Genomic DNA, 23,262 nt, shown 5'->3' with positions numbered 1-23,262 from the left:
GCATTAAACTTGCTCTAACTGCATTGGCATTTCCACAAAGTATTTAGATTCAAACTCTTCTAAAGGTAGTGGTTTACTGAAAAAGAACCCTTGACCAATTTGGCAGTTATGCTGCTGTAGCCACTCAAGTTGCTCTTCATTCTCGATGCCTTCTGCAACAATATCTAATTTAAGTTGCTGGCCTAGCATTAAAATGGTTGATGCTATAGCGGCGTCGTGAGGTAAGTCAGATACAAAGCCTCGGTCAATTTTCATAGTCGTTATAGGCAAGTGGCGTAGATATGACAGTGAAGAATAACCCGTTCCAAAGTCATCCACTGCAATACCAAATCCTGCACTCTTAAGCTGCTCAAGCTTTGCAATGGCTTGGTCTACATCGTTCATCAAAGATGTTTCGGTAATCTCAATCTCAAGTAACTCAGGGCGTATTTGATAACGCAATGCGAGTTGTTTTATATCGGATACTAAGCTGGCATCGGCAAATTGCTGTGAGGCGACATTGACGGCAATTGGAATGGCATAATTATATTTCTTTTCCCATTCGCGGATAACTTTACAGCTTTGTTCGATAACCCACCTGCCTATGGGAATAATAATTCCTGTTTCTTCTGCAATCGGAATAAATGACATTGGTGATATAAGTTCGCCATTTTTCAGCCAACGAATAAGTGCTTCACAACCGATAACACGATTAGTTTTAAGGTCTAATTTAGGCTGGAAGTAGAGTAAAAATTCATTGTGCTTTAGCGCGTCATGGAGCGAGGCTTCCGTTTTAAGTCTGACTTCAGCATTTTCAGTCATTTGCTGCTTGAAGAAGGCCCACTGATTTGAACCTGCCGCTTTGGCTGTATACATAGCAATATCGGCATGCCTAATCAAGTCTTCAGCGCCTGGACCATCTTCAGGATAGATTGAAATACCAATTGAGGCAGCAGGGTGAATAGCGTGCTCATTGAGTTGAACTGGTGCATTCAGTTGTTGCTGTAGCTTATCGACAAAGTCAGCGGCTTGATCTGGTGTTTCAATATCGTCAGCAACAATTACAAATTCATCACCTCCGAGCCTCGCCACACTCCCACGATCGCCTACAACAGTTTCTAAAATTCGTGCGACGCGGGCAAGGAATTGATCACCAATGGCATGACCCAGTGAGTCATTAACATTTTTAAAGCGATCCAAGTCGATAAAAAGCAGTGCGAAATGCCTTTTATGGACTCTGGCTCGCTGAATGGTGACATTGAGTGTTTCAAGTAATAGGGTTCGGTTTGGCAAGCTAGTTAATGGGTCGCGCGTTGCCATTTTACGAAGTTTATTTTGAGTCTGACTAAACTGTAATAAAATTTGGTTAAATTTTGTGGTAACGAGTCCTAGCTCATCATCTTTGTGTGCAGTAGACGTTGGTAACAGATTCTCATCTGGTAAGTCTGGATCAATTTTGTCAATAGCTTCACTGATCCTAGCAATGGGCTGAGTTAAGAATCGATGGAATACAATCGTTAATACGAGAGTCAGTAACAAAGCTCGAGCGAGGGTGGCGATAAAGCCCAATTGAAGTTGATTAAACAAGTTATTGGTCATCTCTTGCGTGTCGTAAAAGATGGTTAAAGTACCAATAAGTTGCTGTTTTTTATTACCTTCAAAATAAAATGGTCTATACAGAGGACGAGATATTTCATTTAAATCATTAAATAAAAAATGACTTAAATTGTCATAGTTTTCGGAAAAGTGTGATGGTTTATTACTTGCTGTCACGAATAAACTACCATCATCAAGGGTGATAACTGCTGAGCTTATATTATCGATTTTGATAATGCCTTCGAGAGTTTGTTCGGTTTGTTTGTCATCAAGAGCCCATACTGCATTAGAAGCGGTCTGTTCTACGGAGTTGAGCAGTTCTTGTTGTGAAGCAGTAAGTTGCTGTTTAGTGGTAACAACAACCAGTGCAATCTCGACGATAAATATGGCAATAGCAAAGAACAAAGCAGTGAATACAACTAAGTTAGTTTGTTTCCATGTCAGAGACTTAAACCTTTGAGTCATTCAAACGATTCCATTTGTTTATTAGATAATCACAGCTTTTATAGATAAATGATGTATTTAACATGTTGCACTCTATTATTTTGATATTTTTATTTAGTTACAACAACACCTAACTCTAGACAAAATAGGATTAAAAGTCATTAAGTATAGCTGTCACAATTGATATCAACGAGCCAATTCACCCTTAAAAATGATGTTTGATATACTCAGTTATCTATTTAGCGCCACACTTAGTCGCTTTATCGGCTTTTTGAAGATTAATTTTAATTATTTTTTAGTGGTATATTGCGATGAGCTTTAACTATTGTAAAAAATTGCAGTATACTTATGCGCGTAATTTAAAGGTAAATAATTAAGGAATGGGTCAAGTGAATCCAATAGTAAAGAGTTTTGAGTATGGTCAACATACCGTCACCTTAGAAACAGGTGTTATTGCACGTCAAGCAGACGCTGCAGTTCTAGCGAGCATGGGCGACACAACTGTATTAGTAACAGTTGTTGGTAAAAAAGCAGCGGATCCAAGCCGTGACTTTTTCCCGTTAACAGTTAACTACCAAGAAAAGACCTACGCAGCAGGTAAAATCCCTGGTGGTTTCTTCAAACGTGAAGGTCGTCCTTCTGAAGATGAAACACTGATTGCTCGTTTAATCGACCGTCCAATTCGTCCTTTATTCCCGAATGGTTTTAAAAACGAAGTTCAAGTGATCATCACAGTTGTTTCTGTAGATCCTCAAATTGAACCTGACATGGTTGCAATGATTGGTACTTCAGCTGCACTGTCTATTTCAGGTCTTCCATTCAATGGCCCTATCGGCGCAGCTCGCGTTGGTTACATTGATGGTGAATATTTATTAAACCCAACTGTAGATCAAATTGCTGAAAGTGATCTTGATTTAGTTGTTGCTGGTACAGAATCAGCAGTACTTATGGTTGAGTCAGAAGCTAAGTCATTAGCTGAAGAAATCATGCTAGGCGCTGTGACTTACGGTCATGACCAACAACAAGTTGTTGTTCAAGCTATTGCTGAATTTAAAGCAGAAGCGGGTAAGCCTGCATGGGATTGGACTGCTCCAGTTCAAGACCAAGATTTAGTTGCTCAAATTAAAGAGCTAGCTGAAGAAGGTATGACTGCTGCTTACCAAATCGAAGTTAAGCAAGATCGTTACGCTCAAGTAGGTGTTGTTAAAGCTGCTGCTAAAGAAGCATTAATTGCAAACAACCCTGATGTTGATACTCGCGAAGTTGATGGTTTACTTGGCAGTCTTGAGAAGAAAGTTGTTCGTGGCCGTATCATCAGTGGCAAGCCACGTATCGATGGTCGTGAACCAGACATGATCCGTGCTCTAAATGTACTAGCTGGTGTACTTCCACGTACTCACGGTAGTTCATTGTTCACTCGTGGTGAAACTCAAGCACTTGTAACTTGTACTTTAGGTACAGAGCGTGATGCACAAAAAATTGATAGCATCATGGGCGAGCGCACTAATCGCTTTATGCTTCACTATAACTTCCCTCCTTACTCTGTTGGTGAAACAGGTATGGTTGGTTCACCTAAGCGTCGCGAAATCGGCCATGGTAAGTTAGCTTGGCGCGGTATGGCTGCTGTTATGCCATCTGCTGAAGAATTCCCATATAGTGTTCGTGTAGTTTCTGAAATTACTGAGTCAAATGGTTCAAGCTCTATGGCTTCAGTTTGTGGTACTTCATTAGCATTAATGGATGCGGGTGTACCAATCAAGACTTCAGTTGCTGGTATTGCAATGGGTCTAGTTAAAGAAGGCGACGATTTCGTTGTTCTTTCTGACATCTTAGGTGATGAAGATCACTTAGGTGACATGGACTTTAAAGTAGCTGGTACTCGTGACGGTATTACTGCTCTTCAGATGGATATCAAGATTGAAGGTATCACTAAAGAGATTATGGATATCGCTCTGCAACAAGCATACGGCGCACGTGTTCATATTCTTAACGTAATGGATCAAGCAATTGCTGGCCCACGTGAAGATATCTCAGACCACGCTCCACGTATCACGACTATCAAGATTAATCCTGAGAAGATCCGTGATGTTATCGGTAAAGGTGGCGCTACAATTCGTGCTCTTACTGAAGAAACTGGTACTACTATCGAGCTTGATGATAATGGTGTGGTTAAGATTGCCTCTTCAAATGGTGAAGCAACGAAAGAAGCTATCCGCCGTATCGAAGAAATCACTGCTGAAGTTGAAGTGGGTCGTATCTACAAAGGTAAAGTTATCCGTATCGTTGATTTCGGTGCGTTTGTTAACATCCTACCTGGTAAAGATGGTCTAGTTCATATTTCACAAATCAGTGAAGAGCGTGTTGCTAACGTTTCTGACCATCTTGAAATGAATCAAGAAGTCGACGTTAAAGTGATGGAAGTTGACCGTCAAGGTCGTGTAAGACTTTCTATCAAAGAAGCTAACGCAAAAGAAGAAGCTGCTGCAGAATAATTTCTGACTACAAGCTTTATTAAATTAAGGAGATCTTCGGATCTCCTTTTTTGTGCCTATAATTTGGAACTAAAATTTTTAAGATTTTTTTAGAAAGGTATTTTAAACTTTAATTTTGGCCTAACCGATTTGCTTAATGATTGAACTCAATCATTAATACAGTGGTCATAAGCACTAGATTAGCAATATTGGTTAATTTACAGATAGGGTTCAGCAGTTTTTAACTGAGCTAATTGGAATATGAAAAATTATTTGTATCTGCATAGCCCTGATGGGGATAGGTTGATATGATGCAAAGTAATTATAGAACCTGATAAGGTATTTAAATGGAACAGAAATTACGTACCACAGTCGTCGCATTATGTGTGGGTGCCAGTATGTTATTGTCAGGTTGTGCTTCTTTATCTGGTAGTGCAGATAGTGCTGTCTCTGGCAAAGTTATGGTCGCGCCAAGTGCCCCTGACTACAAATTGGAAGTGACTCTGGCTAAGCTCAATGAGATTTTGGGCACAATGGAATTGACCACAGAGCAACGTGCTCGTTTTCATTATGATCGCGGCGTAATTTACGACAGTGTCGGACTGCGTTTATTAGCCCGAATTGACTTCCATCAAGCAATCAAACTTCAGCCAAACCTCGCCGATGCTTATAACTTTCTAGGGATTTATTACACCCAAGAAGGCGAGTTCGAAAGTGCCTATGAATCTTTCGATGGGGTTTTAGAGTTATCACCTGAGTATGATTACGCTTATTTAAATCGTGGTATCGCCTTATATTATGGTGAGCGCTACGAGTTAGCAGCACAAGACATGCAGACCTTTTTAACTAAAGACCCATCTGATGGTTATCGTGCATTATGGCTTTATTTAGTGGACTCTCCACGAAGTGCTGAAAATGCTCAATTAGCATTAGTTGAAAATAGAAAATCATTAAATGCTCAAGCTTGGTCAACTGTTCTGGTTGATTACTATTTAGGTACCTTGACTAAAGAGCAAGTTTTCGAAGCTGCTAAACAGAATTTAACTCAGCCTAAAGAATATACTGAGCGTTTATGTGAGACCTATTTTTATCTGGCCAAGAAAGCAGTAGAGCAACAAGATTATGAACTAGCGATCGATTACTATCGTCTAACGCTAGCAACTAACATTTATGACTTTGTTGAACATCGTTATGCACGTATAGAACTTGCACAAACTCAGCAAAAATTAGCCGAAATTGAAATGGCAAAGATTCAATAGTAGCTTGCTAAATAACTTGATAAGGCTAACGAGAAATCGTTAGCCTTTTTTATTTTTAATTATCTATGTTTTACATATCACAACCTATTTACGTCTTATGGCATTCTTTAAGACTTTACCTAGCCAACTATCCTCGGAAAAGCTATAATTTGCGCCATTTTTATCATGCTAGGGCAAAGTAACTCATGTCAGCTCACACAGTAGAGGTCGATAAACGTCGTACCTTCGCGATTATTTCGCATCCAGATGCCGGTAAGACCACCATTACCGAAAAGGTTCTGTTATTCGGACAAGCTATTCAAACTGCAGGTACCGTTAAAGGCCGTGGCTCTAAGCAACATGCTAAGTCTGACTGGATGGAAATGGAGAAAGATCGTGGTATTTCTATCACGACTTCTGTCATGCAGTTTCCTTATAGTGATTGCCTAGTTAACTTACTTGATACTCCTGGTCACGAAGATTTCTCTGAAGATACTTACCGTACTCTAACAGCGGTAGACTCATGTCTGATGGTTATCGACTCAGCGAAAGGTGTCGAGGACCGTACCCGTAAGTTGATGGAAGTGACTCGTTTACGTGATACGCCAATTGTGACCTTCATGAATAAATGTGACCGTGATATTCGCGATCCTATGGAAGTCATGGATGAAGTTGAAAATGAGCTGAAAATTGCCTGTGCTCCTATAACTTGGCCTATTGGTTGTGGTAAGTCTTTCAAAGGTATTTACCATATTCACCGCGATGAAGCTGTTTTGTATCAATCAGGTTTAGGCCACATGATCCAAGAAGTTCGCACGGTGAAAGGTATCGATAACCCTGAGTTAGATGTTGCTATTGGTAGCGAACTTGCTGAAATCTTACGTGAAGAATTAGAGCTTGTAGTCGGTGCTTCTCATGAGTTTGATTTAGATGCATTTCTCAGTGGTAAATTGTCGCCTGTTTATTTTGGTACCGCACTAGGTAACTTTGGTGTTGACCATGTTTTAGATGGGTTAACTGAGTGGGCACCAAAGCCACAACCTCGCGCAACTGAAGTTAAAGAGATTCAAGCTGAAGATGAAACGTTCAGTGGCTTTGTATTTAAAATTCAAGCGAATATGGATCCTAAACACCGTGACCGTGTAGCATTCATGCGTATTGTGTCTGGTAAATACCAAAAAGGCATGAAGATGCATCACGTTCGTGCTGGTAAAGATGTGCGTATTTCTGATGCGTTGACCTTTGTTGCTGGTGACCGTGAACAAGTTGAAGAAGCTTACCCTGGCGATATCATTGGTCTGCATAACCACGGTACGATTCAAATTGGTGACACCTTCTCTCAAGGCGAAAAACTTAAGTTCACTGGTATTCCAAACTTCGCTCCTGAAATGTTCCGTCGCATTCGCTTAAAAGATCCATTAAAGCAAAAGCAATTACTCAAAGGCTTAGTTCAACTTGCTGAAGAAGGTGCTGTGCAGGTCTTCAGACCACTTGATACCAATGATTTAATTGTAGGCGCTGTCGGTGTACTGCAGTTTGAAGTGGTTGTTGGCCGTCTTAAGAGTGAATACAACGTTGAAGCTATTTACGAAGGCATTAGTGTTTCTACTGCGCGTTGGGTTTACTGTAAAGATGAGCGTAAACTAGAAGAGTTCCGCCGTAAATGCAGTGCTAATCTAGCGCTAGATGGTGGTGATAACTTAACTTATATCGCACCAACCATGGTTAATCTGAATTTGTCGATGGAGCGTTATCCTGACGTCGAATTTGCCAAGACTCGTGAGAACTAAAATCGAGTTAGATGCTAGTGTTAATCTTAAAGGCGGGTAACCGCCTTTTTTATTGCCTAAATTTTAGAAGTTGAACATATGTTTAGCTAATATAGACAATATTAATTTCAATATTACTCTTAATATAGTCTGCTTAAAGGAGTCGCTATGTTATCTCGGTTGACAAAGTGTTTAGTTAAAACTTGGATGACTTATATCCGTTGGTGCGATCAAATGGGACTAACACTTGAGAATAAACGGAGCTGCGCGCCTCGATTAGAAGAACCTGAGCTTAACCTTTTTAGTTCTAGAAAAGTCGATTCGAATAAAAGTAGCGTAAATGAAAGTAGGTATGAAAATGATTGATACTCACGCTCACCTTGATCTTGCTGATTTTGATCATGACCGCCAAGATTTGTTTATTAAAATGCGTGAACAAGGGATAACAGGTGCCATTATTCCTGGGATTAATGAGCTTCAATGGCAAAAACAAATAGCGATAGCGACTGAATTCAACTGCTACTTTGCATTGGGCATTCATCCTTGGTATATCCCAACAAATATTGAGAAATCATTAACCTTATTGGAACAAAAAATCTCAAAATATCAAAATAATGATTATTTTGTGGCTGTGGGGGAGTGTGGTTTAGATAAGCTGAAACCTGAGTTTACTATGCAATTAGAGTTACTTTCAGGTCAATTAGAATTAGCCAACCAGTTTAATCTTCCTGTCATATTACATGGGGTAAAATGCCATCAGGAATTGTGTGATTTATTGGCAAAACACCCTAATTCTAAAGGCGGAGTTATTCATGGCTTTTATGGGGGACCTGAGCTAGCCAAGCGTTACATTGATTTAGGCTATAAATTAGGAATCGGCGGGTTACTAATGAACCCAAATGCCAAAAAGTTGCGTAAAACAATTATTGAAATAGAGATTAAACATTTCTTAATTGAAACAGATTCACCCAGTATGACTCCCTTTAATTCAACAGAAAAACGAAACACACCACTTCAAATACCAAACTTCGTCACAGAGATCGCAAATTTACAGAAAAAAACAACTGTTTTTATATTAGAACGATTGAATGAAAACGCCTCCCAACTGTTTGAGCTATAATTCTTTTTTTAAACACAGTTATTAATTAAAGTTAATGTTGCATAAGATCCTGAAATTAAACTCTAAAAGTATGATCTAATCCACGATTTTCATCTGCTCCTCAGTTATAATCATTAACGGAAAATAGGTGAGTTAACAACAAATATACAAATCGTTAACATAAATAAGGGTGATGATTAATGGATATACTAATGAGTCTAGTAGGTGTGGTTACCATACTAGCAATCGGTTATGCACTATCAAATAATAGAAAAGCAATTAATGTTCGTACTGTTGGTGGCGCTTTAGCTATCCAAGCGTTCTTTGCAGGTTTTGTTCTATATGTTCCAGTTGGTAAAGACATCTTAAAAGGTGTTTCTGATGCTGTTTCTAGCGTTATTGGTTATGCACAAAGTGGTATTAACTTTTTATTCGGCGACTTAGCCCAATTCAAAGTTGGTTTCATTTTCGCAGTTAACGTTTTACCAGTTATCGTATTCTTCTCTTCTCTAATTGCTGTTCTATACTACTTAGGCATTATGCAGTGGATCATCCGTATTATCGGTGGTGGTTTACAAAAAGCATTAGGCACGAGTCGTACAGAGTCTATGTCTGCAACTGCTAACATCTTCGTTGGTCAAACAGAAGCACCTCTAGTTGTACGTCCTTTCATTGCGACTATGACTAACTCTGAATTGTTCGCAATCATGGTTGGTGGTCTTGCATCAATCGCGGGTTCAGTATTAGCTGGTTATGCGCAAATGGGCGTACCAATTGAGTACTTAGTTGCTGCATCATTCATGGCAGCTCCTGGTGGTCTGATGATGGCTAAGCTTATGCATCCTGAGACTGAAGAAGCTAAGAACGAAATGTCTGAACTTCCTGAAGATCCTGATAAGCCAGCTAACGTATTAGACGCAGCAGCAGCAGGTGCTTCTTCTGGTATGCATTTAGCACTTAACGTAGGTGCAATGTTGATTGCATTCGTTGGTCTAATCGCAATGATCAACGGCATCATCGGTGGTGTTACTGGTTGGTTTGGTCTTGAAGGTATTACTTTAGAGCTGATTCTTGGTTACATCTTCATGCCTTTAGCATTCTTAATCGGTGTACCTTGGAACGAAGCTCTTGTTGCTGGTTCTTTCATCGGTCAAAAGATTGTTGTTAACGAATTCGTAGCATATCTTAACTTTGCTCCTTACTTACTTGATGCTTCAGCTGAAGGTTACCAAGTAGTAGCAGAAACTGGTCTGATGATGACTGACAGAACCAAAGCGATTATTTCTTTCGCACTATGTGGTTTTGCTAACTTATCTTCAATCGCTATTCTATTAGGTGGTTTAGGTGCTATGGCTCCTAGCCGTCGCCATGACTTGGCTAGACTAGGTATCCGTGCAGTTATTGCCGGTTCACTAGCTAACTTAATGAGTGCAACTCTAGCTGGTTTATTCTTAGCGATTTAATCCTAAGATTGAAGTGACTATGAGTTAAATGAGGGCTGTTATTACTAAGGTAATAGCAGCTTTTTTTTAAGATTTTTTGAGTATATAACGAAAAATTAATCTGTTTATTTGATTGTATGGCATGTAGGTTGCTCTCGATTTTAAGTAGTGATTTATATCGATTTAGTCAAATAATGCAGTTTATTAGACAGAAACGTTCTAAGTTGTTAGTGAAAAGTAGAGATATTGTTCACATTTTGGGATTAAGTATTCGTATTTATGCCAATTCTTATTGAGCTTTTATCCAATAGATGTACAATGCGAACGTTTATAAAAATCGCCGCCCTCGAAGGTGGTAAATAAATATATATCAATGGGGTTGATAATGAAAAACGTTAAAACTTTAGCTTTAGCTGCTACAACTATCGCTGCAATGTCTGCACCTGCAATGGCTGCCGACCGTGGTGAAGATATCCGTTCTGGCGATTACAGCTGGATGCAGTTCAATGCAATGTATGCATTTGACGAATTACCAAGTGGTGGTGAAAGTGGTCACGATTACTTAGAAATGGAATTTGGCGGTCGCGCTGGTGTTGTTGATTTATACGGTTACGTTGACGTATTTAACTTATTCACTCAAGATTCAGGTGATAAAGGTTACGGCCAAAACAGAATGTTCATGAAGTTCGCTCCTCGTTTCTCTTTAGATGCAATCACAGGTCTTGACCTTTCAGTTGGTCCTATCCAAGAAGTTTACTTCTCTACTCTATTTAACTGGGGTGGTGGAGCAATCGGTGAAGACGTAAATGCTTCATTCTGGGGTCTTGGTGCAGACGTAATGGTTCCATGGTTAGGTAAAACTGGCATGAACTTATACGCTCATTACGACATGAACGGTAAAGACTGGAATGGTTACCAGTTCTCAGCTAACTGGTTCAAACCAGTTCACAACTTTGACAACGGTACTTTCGTAGCATTCCAAGGTTATGTTGATTACCAGTTCGGTGCTGATGACGAGTACGGTGATGAGTTCGTACCTATGAGCTCTAACGGTGGTGCTGCATACTTCGGTCTACACTGGCACTCAGACAACTACGCTCTAGGTTACGGTCTAAAAGGCTACAAAGATGTATACCTTCTTGAAGATGGTGCTGGCATCGTTGGTCTAGAAACAACTGGTTGGGCTCACTACCTAACAGCTACTTACAAGTTCTAATAGTACTTGTAAGCACTTGGAGCCACACATAGTGTGGCTCCAAATTTATTGTAAAATATGTTAGTATTTACTTAAATACATCCTAAAATTTGATACAGTGTATTTAGTTAAATATTAACGTCCAAACAGAGTTTTATTTGAACTAATATTTTATGAGAAAGTCATAAAATGTTCGACATAAATAGTTTGGATTGATTTGCGCGCTAAAAGGGAATTTTCGCGGAATGGATGAAGCATACTTCATTGTTTCACCTCTTCCGGTCTTCAAGGATTCAAGTCGTGGTACTCGTTATCAGATTGAATACTTAGTTCAGTAACTTATCAACTAATTTACTGGCAATGCTCGAAGGCCCGGCCTCACAATTAAACTACTGCCAGCTTTATGCATTGCCAAAACAAGATTTTATTAGGTTTTTGTTTCGGAGAGCAAACATGAGTGATTTAAAAAAAGCAGCACAACTTGGTATCTCTTTAATGGATTTAACCACATTAAACGACGATGATACTGATCAAAAAGTCATAGATTTATGCCACAAAGCGAATACCGCTGCTGGCCATACTGCTGCAATCTGTATTTACCCGCGTTTTATCCCAATTGCTCGCAAAACGTTAAACGAGCTAGATTGTGAAGATATCAAAATTGCTACAGTGACTAACTTTCCACATGGAAATGACGATATTGCCATAGCAGTATTAGAAACCCGTGCAGCAGTAGCTTATGGCGCTGATGAAGTTGACGTTGTATTCCCTTACCGTTCATTAATGGCGGGTAATGAGTCTTTAGGTTTTGAGCTAGTTAAAGCGTGTAAAGAAGCATGTGGCGATGAAGCTATTTTGAAAGTCATCATTGAATCTGGTGAGCTTAAAGATCCAGCGCTTATTCGTAAAGCTTCAGAGCTTTCAATTGATGCTGGCGCAGACTTCATTAAAACATCAACAGGTAAAGTTCCTGTTAATGCAACGCTAGAAGCTGCTGAAATCATGCTAACTGTCATCAGTGAAAAGAATCGTAACGTAGGTTTTAAACCTGCCGGCGGTGTTCGTGATGCAGCGCAAACTGCTGAGTTTTTAGGTGTCGCTGAGCGTTTACTAGGTGCTGATTGGATCAGCCCTGCAAGCTTTAGATTTGGCGCTTCAAGCCTATTAACAAGCTTATTGCATACGCTTGAACTGTCTGATGCTCCACAAGGTGCGCAAGGCTACTAATAGAGAGTGGCTAATTAAAGACTGCAAGTTGATTTAGTATCGTCATTAGTTAGCCAAACTTGTTTTAACGGTTTTAATTGATAGCATCGATCGCCACCGTATTCATGTGATTGGTGCCATCTTGTTAAGGCGGATTGTATAGGCTCTAAATTATTAGGGTTTTACATGATGCTGGAGGAAATAGTATGTTTCTCGCTCAAGAAATTATTCGTAAAAAACGTAATGGTGAAGCTCTCAGCAATGCTGAAATACAATTTTTTGTAGATGGTATTACCCAAAATACTGTCTCTGAAGGTCAAATTGCCGCCTTTGGTATGGCTGTTTACTTTCAAGATATGAACATGGATGAGCGTATAGCCTTAACCACAGGTATGCGTGATTCAGGTACCGTGCTTAATTGGGATTCATTGTCACTAGATGGACCGATTATCGACAAGCACAGCACTGGTGGTGTTGGTGATGTTATTAGCTTAATGCTCGGCCCTATGGCTGCGGCGTGTGGCGGTTATGTACCAATGATTTCCGGTCGTGGCTTGGGTCATACAGGCGGTACACTTGATAAGTTTGATGCAATTCCAGGTTACCAAACCGAACCCTCAAGTGAGTTATTCAGAAAGGTAGTTAAAGAAGCTGGTGTGGCGATTATTGGCCAAACAGGTGATTTAGTCCCAGCTGATAAACGTTTTTACTCAATTCGTGATAACACCGCAACCGTTGAATCTATTTCGCTTATTACAGCGTCGATTCTTTCTAAAAAGCTAGCAGCAGGTCTCGATGCTTTAGCTATGGATGTAAAAGTGGGTAGCGGTGCATTCATGCCAACTTATGAAGCATCTGAAGAGCTTGCCCGCAGCATTACAGCCGTTGCCAATGGCGCTGGAACCAAAACAACAGCGTTATTAACTGACATGAACCAAGTATTGGCATCATGTGCAGGTAATGCGGTTGAAGTGCGTGAAGCTATCAACTTCTTAACAGGTCAATACCGTAACCCTCGTCTTTATGAAGTGACGATGGGCTTATGTGCCGAAATGTTAGTGTTAGGTGGTATTGCCCAAAATGACACTGATGCACGTAATAAGTTAAATACTGTACTTGATAACGGTAAAGCTGCAGAGATATTTGGCCGCATGGTATCTGGTCTTGGCGGGCCGACTGACTTTATCGAGTCATATGATAAATATTTACCTCATTCACAAATAATCCGTCCTGTGTATGCCACTAAACAAGGTTATGCTCATAGTATGGACACTCGTGAATTAGGATTAGCTGTAGTGACACTAGGTGGCGGACGTAGAAAACCTGGTGACAAACTAGACTATAGTGTGGGCTTAACTGATGTGTGTGCTTTAGGTGACTTTGTTTCTACCGATAAACCTATTGCTATGGTGCATGCACAATCTGAAGCGGCGTTTGAAGAAGCGTCAGCAGCGGTTCAACAAGCGATAAAAATTGAAGATTCAGCGCCTGAAAAGACGCCAGAAATTTATCGTTATATCCGTGCTTCGGATTTATAAGGAGTTAAATTATGAAACGTACATTTATTATGATGCTGGATTCGTTCGGTGTAGGCGCAGCAACTGATGCTGATAAATTTGGCGATGTAGGTTCAGATACCTTCGGTCATATTGCTCAGGCCTGTGCTGAAGGTAAAGCAGACATTGGTCGTCAAGGCCCATTGAAACTGCCTAACTTGGCTAAGCTTGGCTTAGGACATGCAGGTTTTGAAAGCACAGGTAAATTTGCAGATGCTTTCGGCGATAATGTTGAAGTTATCGGCGCCTATGGTCATGCTGATGAACTAAGCTCTGGTAAAGACACCCCGAGTGGTCATTGGGAAATGGCGGGTGTACCTGTTCTTTATGAATGGGGTTATTTTTCTGATTTAACCAACTCATTCCCACAAGAGTTAACTGATAAAATCTTAGCTCGTGCCGGCTTAACCGAATTTTTAGGTAATTGTCACGCATCAGGTACTACAATACTTGAAGAGCTTGGTGAAGAACACATGCGTTCTGGCAAGCCAATTTTTTACACATCTGCTGATTCGGTATTTCAAATTGCCTGTCATGAAGAAACTTTTGGCTTAGAAAACCTTTATCGCTTGTGTGAAATCACTCGTGAAGAGTTAGAGCCTTATAACATTGGCCGTGTCATTGCGCGTCCATTTGTGGGTACTGGCCCTGATGATTTCGCTAGAACAGGTAACCGTCATGACTATGCGGTATTACCGCCAGCGCCAACCGTATTAGATAAGCTTAAAGATGCCGGTGGTGAAGTGGTGAGTATTGGTAAGATTGCCGATATTTATGCCAACAGTGGTATTACGCAAAAATTTAAGGCTACTGGGCTTGAAGAGTTATTTGATGCAACGCTTGAACAAGTGAAACGTGCAGGTGATAACACTATCGTATTCACCAACTTTGTTGATTTCGACTCTCATTATGGCCATCGTCGTGATATCGCGGGTTATGCCAAAGCGTTAGAGTACTTTGACCAACGCTTACCTGAGTTATTGGCATTATTAAATCCAGAAGATTTGATTGTGTTTACGGCAGATCATGGTTGTGATCCAAGCTGGCAAGGTACTGAGCATACTCGTGAGCGAGTGCCCGTGTTGGCATTAGGCGCAGGTTTAGCTGCTGGTTCATTAGGTCGTCGTAATAGTTTTGCTGATATAGGTCAGTCAATTGCTAGTTACTTTGAGCTTGAACCGATGGAATATGGTGAATCTTTCATTTAACAATGAAACATTACTATCTTCTAACGATATTTTGTTAATAAATATAGTAGAATCGCATTCGGTAATTAAGGGGATGACTTAATTACTAATATTAAAGATTTAAGATAAAAATATAGGGGTTTTTCATGGCTACACCACATATTAATGCTGTTGACGGTGCTTTTGGCGAAACAGTTTTATTCCCAGGCGATCCATTACGTGCAAAATACATTGCTGAAACGTTCTTAGAAAACGTTGAGCTAGTGACTGATGTACGTAACATGTTTGGTTACACTGGTACTTATAAAGGGACTCGCATCTCTGTTATGGGTTCAGGTATGGGTATTCCTTCTTGTTCAATCTATGCTCACGAGCTAATCAAAGAATACGGTGTTAAAAACCTAATTCGTGTTGGTACTTGTGGTGCGATTAGCACTGACGTAAAAGTTCGTGACGTGATCATCGGAATGGGTGCTTGTACTGATTCACAAGCAAACCGTTTACGTTTCAAAGGTCAAGACTTTGCTGCTATCGCAGATTACAGCCTATTGAGCGCTGTAGTTGATTCAGCTAAAGCTCACGGCACTAACATCCGTGTTGGTAACGTATTCTCAGCTGACTTATTTTACACTCCAGATCCTTCTATGTTCGATACTATGGAAAAAATGGGTGTATTAGGCGTCGAAATGGAAGCTGCTGGTCTTTACGGCGTAGCACACGAACTTGGTGCTAAAGCATTATGTGTTGTGACTGTTTCAGACCATATCAGAACTGGCGAAAAAACGTCTTCTGATGAGCGTCAAACAACGTTCAATGACATGATTGTTATGACATTAGATGCGGCAATTACTCTTTAATAAAGACTAATTAGCAAAGCATAAAAAAAGGGATAGCGTCAGCGTTATCCCTTTTTTAATGTCTTTATTTAGTTTGGCTAATTTGCTTTTTGATCTTAAGTTTCCTTTGTTTCCATTTTGTCTTTTTTCTTAACCTGCTTATCTTTCATATCTGCAAGCTCTTGATACTCTAAGTCAGCCATTTCGGAGTGACTTAGCTCGTCATTTTCTTGTTCACTATCAATTAGTTCACTGCCATTTTGCGCTTGTTGATTAAGCTGTTCTTCATCTAACTCATCATTTTCAGCGGCATTTTTTTGCAATAGATTACTGTTTTTTCGACCTTGTTTAGCACGTGTTTTACGGCGATCAAAGTCTGCACGTTTAAATGACAACGCTCTTGAAAGCAGTAAACCGATAATGCCGGCAGCAATTAACATGGTTTGCTGCAATTTCATGCTTTCTTGATATAGAGTTTTAAGTTCGTCGAAGAAAATGCGTAGGTTTAATCTAACTTCGATGTAACCCAAGTTATTTTCACCCTGAAGGACATTTTCAATCATAGGAGAATAAGGTGATAGAAGCTGTTTTAGTTCTTGATCGTCTGCATCAAGTTCTTCTTCAGTTATCGATTGCGCGAAAGCGAGCCTGACACCTTGGGCATCATAGATATTAACTGACATGACTTTAGGATCATCAATCAGTGCGTTAGCAAGCCATTGAAGTTGCTCATCATTTTGAAGGAACATTGCTGGCGCAGCACCATTAGCCGCTTGCTGAACGAGTAACCTTGCCATTAACTGTGTTTGAGAGTTAAGTAACTGCTGGCCATTATTGATGCTAGATTTCCACAGGTGGGTGAGCCCAAACAGTAATAATACTGCCAAAACAATTTGGATAATCCTGCTGATTCTTTGACTTTTCTTAAGACCTTTAACAAAAATCACTTTAATCCTTGGTAATTTTTCTATTTAATTAATACTAATCGAAATAAATCATAGTAGATAGTCGCAATCATTGGGGAAGTGCAGTCGATGGAAAGTCAGAAAAATAAACAAGCTCTAACGTGGTTATTCTCAGGGTTTGATGCGTCTTTTACTTACAGTGATATTACATTGACTCGCTATTTTGAAGATGAGTTTCTTAATAATATCCAAGTTAAACAGCCACATCGGTTTAGAGTTGTCTTTGATGAGTCAGCTTTAGAGCAAGTCAGTCAGTGGTTTGAGCTATTAAATCAAGATTGTTCAATCGCAGTATTGATGCGCCACAATAGCTTAAAAGGATTGGAAATTGCTTCATCTACGAGGTTAACTGATTTTATTGCACAATTCCCATCAGGCATTAAAGCTGAGCTACTTGAAGTAACCCAGCCATTACCAAGCTTTTTTAAGCCGGGTCTATTAGTCATGGACATGGACTCTACAGCGATTCAGATAGAATGTATTGATGAATTAGCGGCTATGGCTGGGGTGGGTGAAGCCGTTTCTGAAGTGACAGAAAGAGCAATGCAAGGTGAACTGGACTTTGAAGAAAGCTTGCGATTACGAGTGAGTAAGTTAGCTGGAGCAAGCGAAGATATCATTGCCACATTATGTGAAAACTTACCATTAATGCCGGGGCTTGAAAGCTTAGTTGCTGAACTTAAACCAAATGATTGGAAGTTAGTGTTAGCATCAGGTGGATTCACTCCGTTTGTTGGTCATTTAAAAGAACTCTTAAAGCTGGACGCTGCTTATGCTAATGAACTTGTTATTAAAGATGGCAAGCTTGCAGGCGAAGTGACAGGGCAAGTGGTTGATGCACAATATAAAGCCGATGTAATCGATAAATGCAGTGCTGAGTGGCAAATAGCGATAGGGCAACGTATGGCGATTGGAGATGGCGCTAATGATATCCCAATGGTTAACGCCGCTGACTTTGGCGTGGCGTTTCATGCCAAACCTAAACTGCTTGCGGCAGCAGATGCGAGTATCCAACAGCTCGACTTACGCTGTTTAGTGTTTTATCTACAAGGCTAGTTAACTTGTTCTAATAACTTGTTTTATTGATTAATGTTGATAGCTGTAAGTGTTTTAATCTTCGATGATTGATTAAAATGTTTACAGCAAATTTGCCTTGGTAGTTTTATTAAACTGCGGCTAATCTTTTCAATGCTACAGTTTACTTGATTGACTTGTTATTAGATTTTTTACTCTAATTAACTTGAAATTAACACGCGCTGTGTTTAACGTGGTTATATTCATGATGTCGGATATAGCCAAATTTGTATGCAGCAATCTCATTACCTTCCTTATCGAGACGGAAAACTTCACCTTCGTCATCTAAAAGCGCAGCCTTTAACTTCTTCTGAAAACCTCAATCGCGCACCTATTTTGATGCTCCATGGCGCTATGTCTAATGGGCGTGTTTTTTATAGTCCGTCCGGTAAAGGCTTAGGCTGTTACCTTGCTGATCAAGGTTACGATGTTTATGTGCTTGATACTGCTGGCAGAGGGGCAAGTGAGCCTAGGATCAGTGCTGATTATCACATGGGGCAAACAGAAGTCATTTTGGAGCAATTGCCAATAGCGCACGATTTTGTGCTTAAACATGCTAATGCGCAAAAAGTGCATTGGTGCGCGCACTCATGGGGCGGGGTATTGATGGCGAGTAGTTATATTCGTTTGGCACAGTTAAGAAATCAAGTGGCATCTTTTGTGACTTTCGGTAGTAAACGAACCATTAAAGTGAAGTCATTTCGTAAAACCATGATGGTGGATTTATTTTGGAATCGACTCGCACCGCTGATGACTAAGTATCAAGGCTACCTTGCTGCTGATAAATATCGTCTTGGAATGGATAACGAAAGCAGGTTGTCTCTGTTGCAAACCATTGATTGGGTGAGAGGAGATTGGATTGATGCCGATGATCAATTTAATTATACCGAAGCGGTGCAAAACATAGATTGGCCTCAAAGCTGGTTTATAGCCGGAAAAAAAGATTTTGTATTGGGTAATCCTTCTGATGTGAAAGATATGATGAAAGAGTGCGGACTCGCGAACGCTGATTATACTTTATTGGCTAAACGCAAAGGATTTAAACGCGACTACACTCACGGCGGTATGCTAACGGATAAATTGGCTGTGACAGATCATTTTCCACTGGTAAGTGATTGGTATAATCGATTTTGAAATTAGCTTTAGTTTGTTACTTAAAGCGGTATCACCTGAGTCGATTAAGTTTGAGCAGAATTGTTTAGCTCGCCCGTGAGTCGTTAAGATGTAACTCAGGGAAACGTACTTCAACTTCAGCGGTAATATCTAACAGTTCTCCGCTACCAATAACTTGCCATAAGCGTTCTTCAAGCTGCTTTGCTCTATGGCTGGCATGAATGGTGATATATTCCATTTCGCGGCGTATGTAGCTCATATCAGGCTTTTCAGTTGCGCTAAAATAAACTCTAAGTGCCATAAAACGTCCAACTGCTTGGGCATGGCTAATGAATTTAATTTGCGCTGTGCGACTATCAAAGTCATTCATTAATTGTGATTGAATATTGATGGCGCCTCTTCCCTGACGAGATATTTGCAGGAATACTTCAAAATATTTCGCCCCATCAATGGGTTTCATTACTCTAATGGGGTCGATGATAAGTTGCTTAAACTGAGTTTCGTCAAATAATGGCGTTAAATTAAAATTAAGAGGTTTGATTGAGCCTGCTGCAAATAAATGACTAATTTCATCGGTTTTAGTGCCAATACCAATACAGGCTAATTGAGCTGACTTTTTGGTTTTCTCTACAAAGTAAGGAACGCTAACCAGTTGTCGTAGCAGTAAATTTTTCATCCCATCGGCCAATTCTTTTAGCTCGCCTTCATCATCAGATAATTGTTCAAATTTATCTCGATTATGGTTAATGAGCCTGTTGATAAACTCAACCCCAGTATGTGGCTCGTGACCAACAATTGCAGACAAATGCAGTGTTTGGTCATTATTGCGACTGCGAATAAGTTGATATGGTAGTTTTGACAGCTCAGTTTTACCTGCAATGGCTTGCAGTTTCGGGAAGTTTAATTTGACTTCTGCAGGGGATGAAAATTGAGTGTTATCTTCAAGAGTAAACTGTATTCCACGTGTCGAGATATCATGGGAGATACCACGACTTTTTTTACCGTTTTGTTCAATTTCAATGATGGTTTTAAAAGCGAAACGTGCCTCTCTTCTTCGTTCACTAAAGGGCATAGATAAACGCTTTATTGTGTTCTTTTTTAGCTTAACTTGGTTAAAGAGTTTGAGCTCATTTACGTTATCACCTTCATTAAACCAAGCTCGGTAATTTGGCCTTACATCTTCATTGGTTAAGTCTATTAGTTGTAATATATAACTGAACCTAGCTAATTGCTGCTCAGTTAATGCTGAGTAATGGTCTTCGTCACCAGGCAAAGTTGAGGTTTTATAATTGAGTTTATGATCAATCTTTTGCTGCACGATTTTAAAAATACGCCAACTGACTTTTGCCGCACCAAAGCCAAAAAATAGCTGCATGGAATCGTGCTGTTTTAATTCATGCAGTGAAGCTGAAAAATATTGGGTAACGCCTTTGGCTTGATGGGTAAAACAAAAAAACAAGCTATGATCGGTTTCATTGGGGTATTTTATTAAGTTAACCAAGCGATTATTGGTGAGCATGCTGGGCAATTGACTCACTTCTTTTTCATCAAGAAAATATTGTAATATCGGTTGGTTACCACGACTTAATAATTGGTGGCTGATAAAAGGCTTGCCTTCAGACACTGAAATATAAAGCGGCATGTGGGCCAGCATTGGTAAATAGTGACGCTCAAACCCTAGGCCAGTTGCATTGACAATGACGTCATTTACATCAACTTTATAGCGAAACTTATAGCCGCGGATTAATTGGGTAAGAACTTTATCTAACTCAATGCTATCGCCTATTCGGCGTAAACGCATAATGGCATTATCATCTTTGTTTTGCACATCTACAATTTGATAATCAACCCCATTTTGTAAGTCTTCAAAAAAGAACTCTTCATTAAGTTCCAGTAACTTAATACGCAAAGGCTTATCTTGATCAAAGCGGTGTTTAGCAGGAAGTCGAACTCTAGCACCGCCAACGGATAGGTCAAGGCTCGCACCGAAAGCCTCCGTACCGCCATTTTGAGATGCAGAGATACGAATGGAGTAGTTCATACGTTCTTCACTACGATTAAAGTAACTTCCCATTACGACACCTGGCACCACTAACTCAGATGTTTCGATAACCGGTTCTTGTTTATTTTGACGTAATTGTTCTTTACGCTGTCGATGTTCGTTAAGCACATGCTCATAAACACCGATAGTGTATTTATTGCGATATATTTGCAGTGCTTGAACTAGCGAATTTTTTGCGGGTTCATCAAGAAAGTGTCGCTGGGTTGCGATTGTGACTTCTTCACACTCTAATTCTGTTTTATCGCGCAAATCGATAATGCGTGTACACAAGGCTGAAAGACGATTGAGTTCCATTTTTAGAAGAAATCGAGTCGAATTAGATTCGTCGATAGTCAGTTTTTCAAAGACATCTTTGAAGTCTGGTTCCATCAGTAACGGCTTTAGTTGTTCTATTAGCTGACTATGGTCTTCTATGCTCATTGGCTCTTTTCAGTTTTGTGCGATAACTAGGTGCTAAATTAAAGCCTGACTGGTAATCTTATCGGCTCACTACATACTTACTTTATACAAATTTAATTTATGTGTCTGTTAAAGCAAGTAATATAACAACTTAAATACAATATTAATCCGTTAAGGTTAAATATTATCCTCTAATTTAATTTTAGCGTTTAACTCAGTGACAGAGAAGCATGGCAAAAAATAAAACAGCGTTTGTGTGTAATGAATGTGGACAAGATTTTCCACGTTGGCAGGGCCAATGTAGTGCATGCCAAGAGTGGAATACAATATCTGAAGTGCGCATTGCTGCGGTTAAGTCATCTTCTGCATCTGTTGCAGGTTACGCAGGCTCAGTAGGTGGTGGATCTAAAAAACTGGGTGACGTTGAAGAGTTTGAAGCGCAAAAGCAATTAACGGGAATTGGCGAGCTCGACCGAGTATTGTGTGGTGGTCTCACAACTGGGTCAGTCAATATTATTTCTGGCGACCCAGGTGCTGGTAAAACTACCTTATTGTCTGATTTGATTGCCCGAATGTCACAAGTCATGCCATCGCTATACTGTACTGCTGAAGAATCATTGTCACAGTTTAAAAATCGTGTGAATCGACTCAAGCTTAACTACAACGAAGATAATTTGTATCTAATGGCCGAAACCAATGTTGAAGCTATTATTGCCGAGCTTGACGCTAAAAAAATTAAGTTTGCCGTTATCGATTCGATTCAAGCTGTGGTGTCTGACTCTGCAAATGGCAGCCCAGGTTCACCATCGCAAGTTAAAAGTAGTGCACAGGCCTTAACTCAATATTGTAAGCAAAATAATGTGACCATGTTTTTGGTCGCTCATGTTAATAAAAACAATGAAACCGCGGGTCCACAAACCTTAATTCATATTGTCGATTGTCTTACCCATATCGAGTGTAATGACGGTCAGATAAGAACCTTAAGAGCGAATAAAAACCGTTTTGGCGATGTCGATACTGTCGGTATTTTTAAAATGACTGAGCGAGGCATGATAAGTGTTGATAATCCCAGTGAAATCTTCTTATCTGGCTCGACAACAGAATCTCCTGGCGCTGCGATTACTTGTATTCGAAAGGGCAATCGCAACTTATTGCTTGAGATCCAATGCTTGACCACAGAAACCGAAGGTGAGTTTCCTCAGCGGGTCTGTGTCGGGTTAAACATGAATCGGATTAAGATGCTAACAGGGGTTCTGCGTAAGCATACCCGCACTAAGATTTTTCATGACACCTATTTTAACCTAGTCGGTGGCCTTAAAATTGATGAGTCAGAAACCTGTATTGATTTAGCTTTAGTGACAGCTTTACTCAGTAGTTTGAATGACTTTGTTGTGCCAAGAACCACTTGTATTATGGGCGAATTGAGTTTAAATGGTGATGTCAGGCCTATTGATAGTGGGGTGCCAAGAGTCAAAGAGGCGGTGCAACACGGCTTTACTGAAGTGTATATTCCTCACCGAAACTATCACAAGTCCATGGAAGGTTTAGGGGCAAAGATACACCCGATTAAAACGATACATGAATTACTTGAGTTAATTAATTAGCTTAATCAGTAGATATTAGGAAAGTTG

16 protein-coding genes are annotated in these 23,262 nt (G+C 40.0%); 13 read left to right on the top strand and 3 right to left on the bottom strand.

What is annotated here, in order from left to right:
* Window positions 1–3: 3 nt before the first annotated feature.
* Window positions 4–2,040 carry a putative bifunctional diguanylate cyclase/phosphodiesterase gene (locus tag AC0L4E_RS14200; RefSeq protein ID WP_473679716.1) on the bottom strand — a complete coding sequence of 679 codons (2,037 nt, stop codon included), beginning with the start codon at window positions 2,038–2,040 and terminating at the stop codon, window positions 4–6.
* A gap of 368 nt (window positions 2,041–2,408) precedes the next feature.
* On the opposite strand from AC0L4E_RS14200, the gene pnp reads away from it, so the two are divergent.
* From pnp to deoD, 10 genes are all read left to right on the top strand, one after another.
* Entirely contained in the window at window positions 2,409–4,511 is a 2,103-nt protein-coding gene (gene pnp / locus AC0L4E_RS14195) for a polyribonucleotide nucleotidyltransferase (protein WP_473679715.1), read from the top strand.
* Window positions 4,512–4,837: 326 nt separating this feature from the next.
* Window positions 4,838–5,749: a lipoprotein NlpI gene (nlpI, locus tag AC0L4E_RS14190; protein ID WP_473679714.1), complete on the top strand. Its 912-nt coding sequence runs from the start codon at window positions 4,838–4,840 to the stop codon at window positions 5,747–5,749.
* A gap of 185 nt (window positions 5,750–5,934) precedes the next feature.
* On the top strand, window positions 5,935–7,518 hold the full coding sequence (prfC, locus tag AC0L4E_RS14185) for a peptide chain release factor 3 (protein ID WP_473679713.1): 1,584 nt from the start codon (window positions 5,935–5,937) through the stop codon (window positions 7,516–7,518).
* 337 nt (window positions 7,519–7,855) lie between these two features.
* Window positions 7,856–8,617 (top strand): TatD family hydrolase, encoded by a 762-nt coding sequence (locus AC0L4E_RS14180; protein ID WP_473681674.1) that lies wholly within the window; start codon window positions 7,856–7,858, stop codon window positions 8,615–8,617.
* A 179-nt stretch (window positions 8,618–8,796) separates the two neighbouring features.
* Window positions 8,797–10,059 (top strand): NupC/NupG family nucleoside CNT transporter, encoded by a 1,263-nt coding sequence (locus tag AC0L4E_RS14175; protein ID WP_229368949.1) that lies wholly within the window; start codon window positions 8,797–8,799, stop codon window positions 10,057–10,059.
* Between the two features lie 364 nt (window positions 10,060–10,423).
* The gene (locus tag AC0L4E_RS14170) at window positions 10,424–11,254 is read left to right on the top strand and encodes a nucleoside-specific channel-forming Tsx family protein (RefSeq protein WP_473679712.1); all 831 of its coding nucleotides are present in this window, start codon (window positions 10,424–10,426) and stop codon (window positions 11,252–11,254) included.
* A 432-nt stretch (window positions 11,255–11,686) separates the two neighbouring features.
* The gene (gene deoC, locus AC0L4E_RS14165; protein WP_473679711.1) at window positions 11,687–12,460 is read left to right on the top strand and encodes a deoxyribose-phosphate aldolase; all 774 of its coding nucleotides are present in this window, start codon (window positions 11,687–11,689) and stop codon (window positions 12,458–12,460) included.
* 185 nt (window positions 12,461–12,645) lie between these two features.
* Window positions 12,646–13,977 (top strand): thymidine phosphorylase, encoded by a 1,332-nt coding sequence (gene deoA / locus AC0L4E_RS14160; protein ID WP_473679710.1) that lies wholly within the window; start codon window positions 12,646–12,648, stop codon window positions 13,975–13,977.
* 11 nt (window positions 13,978–13,988) lie between these two features.
* Window positions 13,989–15,203 carry a phosphopentomutase gene (locus AC0L4E_RS14155; RefSeq protein WP_248954930.1) on the top strand — a complete coding sequence of 405 codons (1,215 nt, stop codon included), beginning with the start codon at window positions 13,989–13,991 and terminating at the stop codon, window positions 15,201–15,203.
* Between the two features lie 125 nt (window positions 15,204–15,328).
* The gene (gene deoD, locus AC0L4E_RS14150; RefSeq protein ID WP_473679709.1) at window positions 15,329–16,039 is read left to right on the top strand and encodes a purine-nucleoside phosphorylase; all 711 of its coding nucleotides are present in this window, start codon (window positions 15,329–15,331) and stop codon (window positions 16,037–16,039) included.
* A gap of 95 nt (window positions 16,040–16,134) precedes the next feature.
* On the opposite strand, the gene AC0L4E_RS14145 is transcribed toward deoD, so the two are convergent.
* A complete protein-coding gene (locus AC0L4E_RS14145) occupies window positions 16,135–16,965 on the bottom strand; it encodes an AhpA/YtjB family protein (RefSeq protein ID WP_473679708.1) in 831 nt (276 codons plus the stop codon).
* An 87-nt stretch (window positions 16,966–17,052) separates the two neighbouring features.
* On the opposite strand from AC0L4E_RS14145, the gene serB reads away from it, so the two are divergent.
* Both serB and AC0L4E_RS14135 read left to right on the top strand, forming a co-directional pair.
* On the top strand, window positions 17,053–18,039 hold the full coding sequence (gene serB / locus AC0L4E_RS14140; protein ID WP_473679707.1) for a phosphoserine phosphatase SerB: 987 nt from the start codon (window positions 17,053–17,055) through the stop codon (window positions 18,037–18,039).
* A 249-nt stretch (window positions 18,040–18,288) separates the two neighbouring features.
* Window positions 18,289–19,191: an alpha/beta fold hydrolase gene (locus tag AC0L4E_RS14135; RefSeq protein ID WP_473679706.1), complete on the top strand. Its 903-nt coding sequence runs from the start codon at window positions 18,289–18,291 to the stop codon at window positions 19,189–19,191.
* 64 nt (window positions 19,192–19,255) lie between these two features.
* On the opposite strand, the gene AC0L4E_RS14130 is transcribed toward AC0L4E_RS14135, so the two are convergent.
* Window positions 19,256–21,652: a PilZ domain-containing protein gene (locus tag AC0L4E_RS14130; RefSeq protein ID WP_473679705.1), complete on the bottom strand. Its 2,397-nt coding sequence runs from the start codon at window positions 21,650–21,652 to the stop codon at window positions 19,256–19,258.
* Window positions 21,653–21,861: 209 nt separating this feature from the next.
* Here AC0L4E_RS14130 and radA point away from each other — a divergent pair, with 209 nt between their 5' ends.
* On the top strand, window positions 21,862–23,235 hold the full coding sequence (gene radA / locus AC0L4E_RS14125; RefSeq protein ID WP_473679704.1) for a DNA repair protein RadA: 1,374 nt from the start codon (window positions 21,862–21,864) through the stop codon (window positions 23,233–23,235).
* Window positions 23,236–23,262 lie beyond the last annotated feature (27 nt).

Source organism: Shewanella sp. GJ50-10 (assembly GCF_055808815.1).
The sequence above is the reverse complement of the archived record's forward strand: the minus strand, read 5'-3'. Positions and strand labels throughout refer to the sequence as shown.